Origin of the sequence: Mesorhizobium sp. M7A.F.Ca.AU.001.01.1.1, from assembly GCF_004022735.1 — a bacterium.
GTDB lineage: Bacteria > Pseudomonadota > Alphaproteobacteria > Rhizobiales > Rhizobiaceae > Mesorhizobium > Mesorhizobium ciceri.
Genome location: NZ_RZPF01000001.1, coordinates 18,059 through 30,003, shown reverse-complemented (window position 1 = coordinate 30,003; position 11,945 = coordinate 18,059). Strand labels below are relative to the sequence as shown.

Here is an 11,945-nt window from a genome sequence, read left to right as displayed (position 1 = left end):
GAATGCTTCCTTTCAGGCCGCGATGTTGCCGATGCAGAGGTATTTGGGTTCGAGATATTCGATAAGACCGTGCCTTGAGCCCTCGCGACCAAGGCCGGATTGTTTCCAGCCGCCGAACGGAATGCCCGGCCCCGTAAATTTTGGAGTATTCACGGCAACCATGCCATATTCGAGCCGGTCGGAGAGCCGCATGGCTCGGTTGAGATCTTGGGTATAGACGTAGGCCGCAAGTCCCATCTCGGAATTGTTGGCTCGCGCGACCACCTCCCGTTCGTCGTCGAAGGGCAGGATTGCAGCGACAGGTCCAAACGTTTCGTCCTTCGCAATCACCATGTCATCGGTCACATTAGCAAGCACGGCCGGCGTGACGAAGTTCCCGCCAAGCGAATTGTGCTGTGCGCCTGCTACCATTCGAGCCCCGGCTGCTAGAGCCTCAGAAACCTGGTGCCTGCATTTGTCAGCACCAGACGTCTTTGTCATCGGACCGATGTCGACACCTGGCTCCAATCCGTGCCCGACCTTTAGTTTACTGGTGGCCTCGGCAAATTTTTCCGTAAAATGCTCGTAAATCTCTCGCTGCACATAAATCCGGTTTGCCGCGAGACAGTCCTGACCGGATGTCGCGAACTTGGCTGCCATGCAACCGGCGACCGCAGCGTTGATCGGCGCATCGCCGAAAAGGATGAAAGGAGCATTGCCGCCAAGTTCGAGCGAGACTTTCTTCACTGTCTTCGCGGATTGCTCGAGAAGGATTCTGCCGACCTCGGTGGAGCCCGTAAAAGAGAACGCACGCACGTGGGTATGCAACAACAGCCGTTTGGCAAGTGGCGGAGCTTCGCCCGTGATCACCTGAAACACGCCGGGCGGAATGCCAGCATCCCCGGCAAGGCGGGCAAGCGCGAGGGCCGACAGTGGCGTTTCGGGTGCCGGCTTTACAATCATTGTGCAGCCAGCGGCCAGTGCAGCTCCAGCCTTTCTGGTGATCATTGCCGCTGGGAAGTTCCATGGCGTAATGGCGACAGTCACCCCGATCGGCTGCAAATGCACGGCCAGCCTGCTTGCGGGGAGATGGCTGGGAATCGTTTCGCCGTAAGCCCGCTCCCCTTCCCCTGCAAACCAATCTAAAAAGCCGGCAGCGTATGAAACTTCGCCGCGGGCTTCAGCAATCGGTTTTCCTTGCTCGGCCGTTATGATGACAGCCAGGTCTTCGGCGCTCTCCCGCATGCCTGCCGCCCATTTCCGCAGATATGCACCACGCTGTAACGGAAGCATGTCGCGCCACTTGAGGAACGCTGCTCTTGCGCAATGGACCGCGTCGTCAACGTCGGCGTCTGCGCAAGCCGCAACTTGAGCGATCTCGTCACCGCTGGCAGGATCAAACACGGCAAGAGTATCTGATTTGGAGAGCCAGGCGCCGTTCAGATACGCATCACCACGCAAAAGGTCTGGCCGTTTGAGCCTGCGTAATGCCGTGATTGACGTACCCCTCATCTAAGACTCCAATGGTATGCTGATGCCTTTAGGTTATTGCTGCCACAGCGCCGATCGGCAGCGCAGTTGATGCCCCTTTAGCTGCATTCCTGCAAACAGCAGCCAATTCGCGTAGAATTGGACACGGCTCACAACTTCACTTGCCAGGAGGCTTAGCGACCGCGAGCGAAGGTCGCGCTGGTCGCCGGCGGCGCGGAAAGTAGTTGGTTCCAGCGCCGATCTCCCGATCCCGAGTTCCCGATCTGGCCTCGTGGCATTAAGTTCTCGACCGACACCGATCAGGCGCACTGACGCAGGCGCAACCGCCTCGAATCTTAGACGGAACTCGCCGCAAGGCTACTTTCGTCCGGCACTGTGCAGGGTGACCGCGACCGCTTCAGACACGATGGCATCGCGGACGACTTCATTCGGAAGGAGGTCTTGGGGTCCCGAAATTGAGGTCCCCGCGATAACCCAGACATTCACTTGGTGAAGTGGTGAAGTCGCACGAAACAGCAGAAAAGGATGAAGCGAGCCCCGGGCAAAAGGCGAGCTTCGCTGCCGAGCCATCTATCGGGAACAACGTGTGCTGATGTCGCGACGTGTTGCACGGACGGGGCGGACCATACTCGCGTTCCCACCGGCGCGCAGGGTTGGCAAGAGCCCGCTTCAGGCGCGCGTAAACTCGTCCTCAATGCTCCTCAAAAGCTAAGTCCTCTTGCGTCATCCGCGCATTTGTAGAATGGGGCAACGTTCACGCCGCGCTCGCGTCACAGGTGGCTCATTTCGGCCTACGGATCTTAATCTCCGCTGATGCAGAGAACTCATGTGCTAGGCGAGATTCTCCTGTCCCAGAGGTTGGGCATGCCGCACCTCTCAGACAGCGCCGTCCTTAAGCTAGATCCGTTCATCCGCTCGCCGCAGAAACAAATTTCAACCGGCTTCGAACGGACCCAGTGAGATCGCAAAACGATTTGGGTCACATCCAAATCACCTAGTCCACGACGATCAAGCGGCGATCAACATCTGCCAATCGCTCACCGCCCCTTTCGGTTACAATAAATGATTCAGAGATGGCGGCGCCGAACCCTTCGAGCCTAACCCCCGACTGAAAATGGAAGCACATTCCTGGTTGTAGGATGGTCTTGTCGCCCGCGCGAATACTAACCGTGCGTTCGCCCCATTCCGGCGGGAAGTTGAGTCCGATTGAATAGCCGGAGCGGCCTATCTTGATATACCCGTTCCGCTTGAGGATATCTTGCCACACCGCATTAAGCTCCTCAACGACGGTACCAGGCTTTGCCATCTCGAGCACAGCATCCCCGCCTTCCACTATAACCTCAGCAAGACGCGAGACCTCTGCGGGTGGCTTTCCGATGTGGACGGTGCGGCACAGCGGCGCACAGTAGCGGCGTCGGGTGGCGCCGAACTCCATGAGAACCAGGCCAGAGGTCGGCAAGGGCTCCTCGGTCCAACTGAGGTGCGGAGCGTTCGTTTGTTCGCTAGTCTGGATAAGAGGAGGACCGCTAGAGTCGCCATATTTACCGTCCACCCCTCGTGTCTGGGCCCGGTACACCTCCGCGACGACCTCATGTTGCGGCACTCCAGGCCTTAGGTTAGCGATTGCCGTCTGCATCGTATGCGTTGCAAGGTGGCCCGCTTCTCTCATGTAGACTAGTTCAAGGTCAGATTTTATAAGCCGTGCCCAATTGACTAATTCGCGGCTATCAGAGAATTTTGCATTCGGAAGGCCTTTGACGAGATGTTGATGTGCTCGGGCAGTATAGAAGTGGGCGTTAAGCTCGACACCGATTCGATCAGATCCCCAGCCGCGCGAATTGATAAGCTCGCAAAGATCGTCAAATGGATGTAATTCTGGATGTTGAAGTCTATGATCGGAAAATGAGCTTATATTTTCTCTAGGCAGATCCGTCGTTATATAAGCGGAATTTACATCGACGAAACGTCCGAACCAGAGGGGCATGTCCGACTGGAGATGCACTAAGACCACCTGAGGCACGTAGAACGAATAGCCGTCAAAGCCGGTAAGCCAATACATATTCGCGGGATCCTGGCAGATCAGCAAGTCCAGCCCCGCTCGCTCCATCCGCTGCTTCACGTCATGAACACGACGCCGAAACTCCTCGGGCGGAAATGGCTTCTCATATTTCATCTCGTCGAGTCCTTCAAAACAGGCATTCCTCGAACGGATCAGGCATTCGTCCTGTCCGCATACTTTCTCTTCGTATCACGTCACAAGAGGCTGTTTTCCCCGAGGATTTCTTCTTGTCGCGGAAAATCTGCATTTCCTAGGCACTTGCCGTACGTTATCCGCATATGAGCGCCAAATTTTCGGTGGCTCTGCGTCTCCGGTGGAAGATCATGCCCTCCCTATGGTGAAGACGCACTCTGCCTGTCGCAACAGAATTTCAAGCACGGGCGGCAAGATCTACGTGGGAAGCGCCGACGAGACCAGCGAAGATCGGGACGTTGCGGCCGCCACGCTCATGCAGCATCCGGGGCGTCCGCGGCCCAATGGACGGGGTTTGAGCACCCCCATCAGGCCGGCCACTCCTAATATGTGAGCATGATTCTCTGGTACAAATCAGCAGCCTTGGTCAGTTGATCGATTTCAACGAACTCGTTGTTCGTATGGGCTTGGGCAGTACGCCCGGGTCCGATAATCACACACGGGATCCCAGCCAATGACAGCTGATTTGCATCCGAGCCGCCGGTGGCTCCCTTCTGCTCTCCGGTCCCCGCGACGTGGGCACAAGCCGCTCCTGCGACTGCTGCAATTTTGCTCGACCCGGAACTGATTGGAGGCGGGTCTTCCAATGCGGGAAGCAATGACCGAACATTGATCTTGTCTTCGCCCTGGCGAAGGCCTTCCAGTATGCTTTCTACCTCCGCCAACGCGTCCTGCGGCCGCTCCCCGGGTATGAGACGCCGATCGACCCAGATACGGCATACCGGCGGTACAGTGGTAAGTTCCAAACCTCCTTCGATGAGGCTCACGGTCAGCTGTGATGACCCTACCAATGGGTGCTGCGCCCGAGACACAAGGGATCGATGGTGCTCATCAAGTGCCAATACCACCTTGGCCATGCCCGTGATCGCGTTCACTCCGAGATGAGGCTTCGACGTATGAGCCGGTACACCCTGAACCTCGATTTGCCAGCGGACAGAACCCATGTGAGCTACAACGAGCTCTAATTCGGTGGGTTCACCGACTACCGCACCCTCATAAGCGACACCGGAATCGGCTATAGCGCGGGCGCCAAGTTTGCGGTACTCTTCGTCAATGCTGGCTGCCACAACAACCGTGGCCCGGGGCTGCCGTTCACCAAGTGAGCTAAGCGCAATCAACATAGCTGCAAGTGAGCCTTTTGTGTCGCAGCTACCTCGCCCATATATTCGCCCGTCCCGTTGCTCACCCGAGAATGGATCTGATTCCCACCTATCGATAGGAACGGTATCCATATGAGCAATGAATAGAATACGCCTATCGGGTTCTTTCCCAGGTACCCAGGTCAGGAAATTCGAGCGACCATCGGCCACCTCCTGTATCCCGTAAGCCAGCTTCCGCTCCTTGCAAAAACCCTCGAGGAACTTGGCTACACCTTGCTCTCCACTACCTTTTGGCGACAGCGATGGATTGATGCTCTCGATCTTTATAAGATCTTGGAGAAGTCCGATAGTCTCGGCGCTCTGGGTCGACATGTACTCTCCTGTGTGCATGAACTAGCCGTGTCGCTCTTACTTCGACCAGCTCTTGGCCAGATTGATTACGCGATCGACTTCATCGGCGGTGTTGTAAAGATGCAGGGAAAACCGGAGCATGCCTCTGCGTATTGAGACGATTACCCCGTTCTTCGTGAAATGCTCGTGAAGCGACCGAATGCGGGCGTCGACTGGGCGCCCTTCAACAAGATCGCTGGAATCGCCAACGGCTACGATACTTCCAGTGTGAGCGCCTGGTGGCCCGCCGCAGACCGGAAGCCCGATATCTAAGAGACCAGTGGCCATACGTTTTGCGAGTGAGGTAACGCTCTGGTCGATCGCCTCGGTTCCGATATCAAGTAGCTGGCCCATTGATGCATATGCAGCCAACATGCCAGGGAAGTTGTAATGCCCGATATCAAAGCGGGGCGCGCCAGAGCGCAACTTTACAAAACTAGGTACCGGAGCTGATTCTGGCGCGTTTCCGAAATCTACGCTGAAGCGCGCAAGATAGGCCGGGCTCAGCCGATCGGCCCATTCTTTACGGCAATATAAAAAACCCGATCCATAAAGACCCATCAAACCCTTCACAGTGGACACTGCTACACCGTCTACGCCAAGTCGATTGACGTCGGTGTGGAGTATCCCAACAGATTGCGTCGCGTCCGCCAAAAGAAATGCACCGTAGTGCCTACAGGCTTCGGATATCTGCTCCATGACGGTCCGAAACCCCGGAACCATCGTCACCGTCGCCAAGGCAACAACGCGGGTATGAGAATCAATCGCCTTTACGAATGCATCAGGGGGAATTGAGCCGTTATCCGGCTCTACGACTCGCAACTCGACATTGTAGCGGTCTCTGATCTGAATCCATGGCAAGATATTATTTGCGTGTTCCAATTTTGGGCATAGAACGACGTTGTCTCCATCTCTCCAATCGATCGCATTAGCGATGATGTTGATGCCTTCCGATGCATTCTTGGTAATTGCAATTTCATCGTGATCTGAATTGATAAATTGTGCGAACCTAGCGCGAGTACGCTCGACGTGTTCGAGCATTCTTTCTTCGTCGTTTAGGCCATGCAGCCGATTGTTCAAATGAGGCTCGATTGAAGCCAATGTTGTGCTTGATATGAGGCCCTGGTTCGCGACATCCATGTAGATGGCGTTTGCTGTGGCTGGAAACTCCTTTCGGAGGATGTCCAAGGGAAGCATATGGCTTTCTCTCCTGGGAGTGCGGACGGCGGTTGAGCTACCTTGTTCAGGCGATCGTTCCGGCAAGGGTAAGAATGCCGCCAGACTGGTCTGCGCTGACCTGCCCATTTTACACGGTGCTCGTGCCGACTTTGGTCTAACATTCGGTCTCCCACGCCGCATTCCTGCGCCAAACCGCGATTCACGCAGAGATCGCGAGCCATTCTCGCGGATCACTGAAGCGTCTCGACGGAATGCAGCTGCAACAACTGCCTCACGAGAGATCAATTTGGGTAATTCTCAGACCGCGGATAGGGCTTCTTACCAGTGCTTGGAGCGACGTTAGCCTGACTGAGCCGACGACCTTCTCCTCCAGCCCCACACCCATGCGGATCATAGTTCACTCGCGGCCGACGCGCGAGGGCCGTAAGGCATCCGAAAGCCGGGGCCGGTTCATAGCCTGACTCTCATGGTCTCCGATTTATGCTGCAACGCCGACACCCTTGGTGATGTCGCTCCCTAACACGCTTGCCTCGAACTGATGCGAGCGTGCTGCAACTCATGTTTTCTGCGCCTGAGCAACGAGATCGGTAGGATCTTTTCGACCGGGGATCGCCCCCACCCGATCGAATCTGCCGTTCTTGCGCTGGCCCGCAACTGCTCACCAGCAACGCCCATCGATTCAGCGGCACCCCTCAGATAGTTATACTATGCCGGTATTGTGCGCAGATGGCGAAAGAAACGCCGATTTTCTGCGACTTGGACCGACTTTAGCGCCGAGAGGGCGTTTGGCACTTGCTACATTTTGGACGTACGGACTGGCGGCCTTGGCATTGGCCGATATCATCATGAGCAGAGATTGTGAATGGATCTGGATCGAATTGACCGGAAGATTCTCAACGTCGTGCAGCGCAACAATCGCCTTACGACAGAGGAATTGGGCGAACTTGCCGGACTATCGGCTACCGCTTGTCAGCGGAGATTAAAGCGACTTCGAGACGCTGGCGTCATCGAAGCGGACGTTGCCATAGTTTCACCGGAAGCCGTCGGTCGGCCCCTGCTCCTGCTGGTATCCATCACTCTCGAGCGCGATCGCGCCGATATCATCGATCGTTTCAAGCAGGCAATTCGGCGGACGCCTGAGATCATGAACGCTTACTACGTTACGGGTGAAGCGGATTTTATTATTACGGTCTCTGCTCAGGACATGGCCGAGTACGAGGCGTTTACCCGTCGTTTTTTTTACGAACATCTTGAAGTAAAGGGGTTCAAGACAATCGTTGTAATGGATCGGATCAAGGCGTCGTTTGCTCTGCCAATTGCTGAAGAGTAGCCTTCAAAAGAGCCCGCCCAGGCAACCACCACGCGCCTTCCGCGGGTCGCAGTTGTCCCGCACTTCTGAATGTCGGCTGTCCTATTTTGAATGGTCCCGCATATATACCAGGGCACCTCCTCTCAGCCTGCAGGTGTTATGCGCCAATGACCAAAAAACGATGATATTCTGCGGGACCAAGGCGCCCTTCGCGCAACCAAGCTCTTTGGCACTTGCTACATTCTGGGCGGAGCGGAATTCAGGATTGTCGGTCCCCGGCTAATTGGAGCGGCTTCAGTCGGCGGAATAGCTGGGGTGCCTACGTCGCACAGAGGATGCTGTGCTCCCGGCAGCGCGGAAACGGGTCTCCCGGCTCTCGCAAGGACAAAGCGTGAAATTCGCCTGCAACCGGCAAGAAAGGAAAGTCCCCGTGGCAATTCTCAATAGCGTCGCAGAGTTTCTCCCCGAGATAGTGGCTTGGCGCCGGGACATCCATGCACATCCCGAACTGGGCTTCGACATCCCCCGTACTTCGGCATTTGTCGCCGAGCGCCTGCGCGAATTCGGCTGCGACGCCGTCGCGACCGGCATCGGCAAAACCGGCGTCGTTGGCGTCATCAAGGGCAACGGCGTCGTGAGCGACGGTAACCCAAAGGTTATCGGATTGCGCGCTGACATGGATGCGCTGCCGATCAACGAAGCGACCGATCTGCCCTATGCGTCCAAGAACAAGGGCTTGATGCATGCGTGTGGGCATGACGGCCACACCGCGATGCTGTTGGGTGCCGCGCGCTATCTTGCCGATACTCGGAATTTCGCTGGAACGGCGGTCATGATCTTCCAACCTGCCGAGGAGATCGGTACCGGCGCCGTTGCCATGCTAGATGACGGTTTGATGGAGCGGTTCGGCATCGAGCACATCTACGGAATGCACAATCGTCCGGGCTTGCCGGTAGGTGTCTTCGGAATCCGGCAAGGTCCAGTGATGGCGGCAACTGATAGCATAGAAATTAGCATTGAAGGGCGAGGGGGGCACCCTGGAAGGCCTCATGAATGCATCGATCCGATTCTGGTCGGCGCTCAGCTTGTGACGGCCCTGCAGCATATCCTGGCTCAGAACATTGACCCTGTCGACTCGGCAGGAATTTCGTTCCACCAGTTCCAGTCCGGGCAGAGACTAGTCCCCGTCGTTCCGCAAACAGCGGAGTTGGTGGGCACCATGCGGACGCTAAAGCCGGAGGTGCGCAAGTTCGTGAAGGAGCGGGTGGGCGAAGTGGTCGCCGGCATCGCCCAGATAACCGGCGCGAAGATAGATATTAAATTTCAGAGCTTCGACGCAATTCTCTTCAATGAGGTCCAGCAGACCGACCTTGCGAGAAGCGCGGCCAAGGGCGTGGCCGGTGAAAACAATGTGCTCGAGACGCCACCGGTAATGGGGGGGGAAGATTTCTCCTTCCTGGCGCAGGCGCGGCCGGGTGCTTTCGTCTGGTGCGGGAACGGTGACAGCGCCGGCCTGCATCACCCTGCCTACAATTTCAACGACGAGGCGATTCCTTATGGAACATCGTACTGGATCAAGCTCGTAGAGAACACGTTGGGATCCCGTCCGACGTCTTGATGATCGGTCTGACAAGGGCCGCAGAACGAATGAATAACTGCCGTCTTATGCCAGGCTTGAATGTAGCGGACCTCGTAAAATGAAAACTCGTTCATCCGTGCCAACATCTCTTGAGGGTCTGTCGGCGTGCGAATGCCTGGAACTCTACCGAAGGCGGCAGCTCTCGCCTGTTGAAGTCGTCGATGACTGTCTCAGCCGCATCGACGCCAACAACCCGGCGCTGAACGCATTTTGCCTCGTCGACCACGAAGGGGCCAGGTCTGCTGCCCGGGCCTCGGAGGGTCGATGGATGAAGGGGGAACCAGCCGGAGTACTAGATGGCATTCCGGCCACCATCAAAGACCTCACCTTGACACGAGGCTGGCCGACAAGACGTGGCTCATTGTCCGGCAGCACCGAGGGACCCTGGACTGAAGACGCCCCTGTTCCAGCCCGTATCCGTGAGACCGGTGGCGTTATCCTGGGCAAGACAACCACTCCAGAATTTGGCTGGAAAGGGGTAACAGACAGCCCGGTCTACGGGATCACCCGCAATCCCTGGAATCCTGACCTGACACCAGGCGGGTCGTCGGGAGGGGCGGCAGTTGCGGCTGCGCTCAACCTTGGCTTTCTTCATCAGGGTAGCGACGGCGGGGGATCAATCCGGATACCGGCGAGCTTCACGGGGACCTTCGGCTTCAAGCCAACCTTCGGCATCGTTCCGCAATGGCCAGCTAGCGCCATGACAACGCTGTCTCATTTGGGGCCGGTGACCCGCACCGTTGCGGATGCGATCCTGATGATGAATGTGATTGCACGAAAGGACGCTCGCGATGGCTATGCGGGTCCGGCGTACCTAGGTCTCGACCCCGATCCAGCAAAGACCACCATCAGGGGCCTGCGGATCGGCTACAGTCGGAACCTCGGCTATGTCAAGGTGGCGCGAGATATCCAAAACGTTACCGATAATGCGATCGACCAGCTTCGAGCTCTTGGGGCCGAGGTGGCCGAAGTCAATCCGGGATTTGCGGATCCGGTGGAGGTGTTTTCTACATTCTGGTTCGCTGGCGCCGCCCGTATTGTGTCACGAATGAACAAACAGCAAAGACAATTACTAGATCCTGGCTTTCTGGAAGGTGCCGAACGCGGGCTGAAGATCACCCTTACCGAATTTCAGGAAGCTGAGGCGATGCGGTTCGAGCTCTCCGCTCTGATGGCGAAGTTCCACGAAAATTACGATCTCTTGGTCACACCGACGATGCCTATCGCGCCGTTCCCCGTCGGGCGAAATGTGCCGGATGATAGTTACAAGGGGTGGGTGGACTGGACGCCCTTCACCTACCCTTTCAACTTGACCCAGCAACCAGCAGCATCGATTCCATCGGGCCTGGATGATCAAGGGCTGCCCGTCGGGCTACAACTGGTCGGCGCGCGCTATTCCGACACCTCCGTCCTAGCCGCGGCATATACGATCGAAAGTCGCCTGGGGCTTCCTTCTTTCGCGAGGAGCAGATTCCACGCTGCCACCCCTTAAAACTTGAGACTGCCGCGCTCAAGCACCTGACGGCCTCCAAGCGGTCAAGCCACGGACGCGAATGTCATTCGATAAAGGGGCGCGGCGTCATAGATGGGCAGTCCTGTCCTACGACGGATTGCTGACGTCACCATCGGGGACAATGTACATTCAAATAGGAGTGCGTCAATCTTGGGATGTGCGGCGCGAAGTCGCGACACAGACTGCAACCCGGGGACTCCATTTCGGTAACACTAGCCGGCCGCGTATTACCTTCGATGCCGCCGATGGCTACTCTTGCCCCTGCGGATGAATCCATGCCCAGCAGCTCTTCGCCGCAGTGTCTTGAGTCTGCGGCCAGACGGCGAGCTTTGCGCCGGCCGGAAGCTGCCGGAGGAGCGTGGGCGCCAGTAGCAGGCTCGACATGGCCACGGGAAGTTTGACAGACGTGGCCAGTGCAGCCTGGCACCAGATACTGAAGCCGCAGTCCCTGGTTATCGCGACGGCTCCGCGCTCAACCAACCGCCTGGCAGCTGCAATGTAGGCCGGCTCGAGAGAGGCATCGCCAGGACTGACCCTCTCCGCCAAAGCCCCGGCCGCGGTCTCTATTATAATTGGGAAGTCGAAGTTGCCGGGTTGAAGACCGACCCCGATGCGGTGGCGGAAATTCACCAGGGCGCAAGTCCGATCTCCAGCCTGTGATTTTTGCAACACTGGCCATCCAATGAGGATCCAACTGCCGTCTGATCGTGACAATTCAGCTGCGTCAAATGCCTTTGCCGCCAAGATGGCGCGTATCGTCAGGTTGTGCTGACCAAGCTGGGACGCTCTACGAGCGCAGGAATCCTGCATTCGCCTGACGCTTCCGGCTCGGTTGCAAGGCTCGGGAATAGTAATGACGAAACAGTGGATCAGCACGCCGTAAGCCCAGTGCAAAAAATGCGGGCTTCGTGCCGAACCTTTTTTTGGAACGGCGGGCGCGGATCTCATCATTGAGATTACCGGAAAGCCTGTCCGGACTTTTCCGAAGCCGCACTGTTATCCTGTTCGAGAGCGACGCATCGATGGTTCCTTTCCCCGCCTCATCGACAAGCTCACCCGTGTCCACTTGGCTCATCCACGACGACTTCGGCAAC

The 11,945-nt window shown here is 57.0% G+C and carries 8 protein-coding genes; 3 read left to right on the top strand and 5 right to left on the bottom strand.

Annotated features, from left to right (window positions below; translation table 11 throughout):
* Positions 1 to 12 precede the first annotated feature (12 nt).
* The 4 genes from EN884_RS00125 to EN884_RS00110 all read right to left on the bottom strand — a co-directional run bounded on the left by EN884_RS00125 (position 13) and on the right by EN884_RS00110 (position 6,408).
* Complete coding sequence (locus EN884_RS00125; RefSeq protein ID WP_063169326.1) at positions 13 to 1,491, bottom strand: NAD-dependent succinate-semialdehyde dehydrogenase; 1,479 nt, start codon at positions 1,489 to 1,491, stop codon at positions 13 to 15.
* Between the two features lie 973 nt (positions 1,492 to 2,464).
* Positions 2,465 to 3,643, bottom strand: a complete 1,179-nt coding sequence (locus EN884_RS00120; RefSeq protein WP_063169327.1) for a Xaa-Pro peptidase family protein — start codon at positions 3,641 to 3,643, stop codon at positions 2,465 to 2,467.
* Between the two features lie 401 nt (positions 3,644 to 4,044).
* Positions 4,045 to 5,193: a M20 family metallopeptidase gene (locus EN884_RS00115; protein WP_063169328.1), complete on the bottom strand. Its 1,149-nt coding sequence runs from the start codon at positions 5,191 to 5,193 to the stop codon at positions 4,045 to 4,047.
* A 36-nt stretch (positions 5,194 to 5,229) separates the two neighbouring features.
* The gene (locus EN884_RS00110) at positions 5,230 to 6,408 is read right to left on the bottom strand and encodes an aminotransferase class V-fold PLP-dependent enzyme (protein WP_063169329.1); all 1,179 of its coding nucleotides are present in this window, start codon (positions 6,406 to 6,408) and stop codon (positions 5,230 to 5,232) included.
* An 844-nt stretch (positions 6,409 to 7,252) separates the two neighbouring features.
* Between EN884_RS00110 and EN884_RS00105 the strand changes: the two genes are divergently transcribed.
* The 3 genes from EN884_RS00105 (at position 7,253) to EN884_RS00095 (ending at position 10,830) form a co-directional block, all read left to right on the top strand.
* Positions 7,253 to 7,720, top strand: a complete 468-nt coding sequence (locus EN884_RS00105; protein ID WP_063169330.1) for an Lrp/AsnC family transcriptional regulator — start codon at positions 7,253 to 7,255, stop codon at positions 7,718 to 7,720.
* A gap of 409 nt (positions 7,721 to 8,129) precedes the next feature.
* Entirely contained in the window at positions 8,130 to 9,317 is a 1,188-nt protein-coding gene (locus EN884_RS00100; RefSeq protein ID WP_063169331.1) for a M20 aminoacylase family protein, read from the top strand.
* A 79-nt stretch (positions 9,318 to 9,396) separates the two neighbouring features.
* On the top strand, positions 9,397 to 10,830 hold the full coding sequence (locus EN884_RS00095) for an amidase (protein WP_063169332.1): 1,434 nt from the start codon (positions 9,397 to 9,399) through the stop codon (positions 10,828 to 10,830).
* Positions 10,831 to 11,638: 808 nt separating this feature from the next.
* Here EN884_RS00095 and EN884_RS40040 read toward each other — a convergent pair.
* Positions 11,639 to 11,944: a hypothetical protein gene (locus EN884_RS40040; RefSeq protein WP_164548505.1), complete on the bottom strand. Its 306-nt coding sequence runs from the start codon at positions 11,942 to 11,944 to the stop codon at positions 11,639 to 11,641.
* Between the last annotated feature and the right edge of the window lies 1 nt (position 11,945).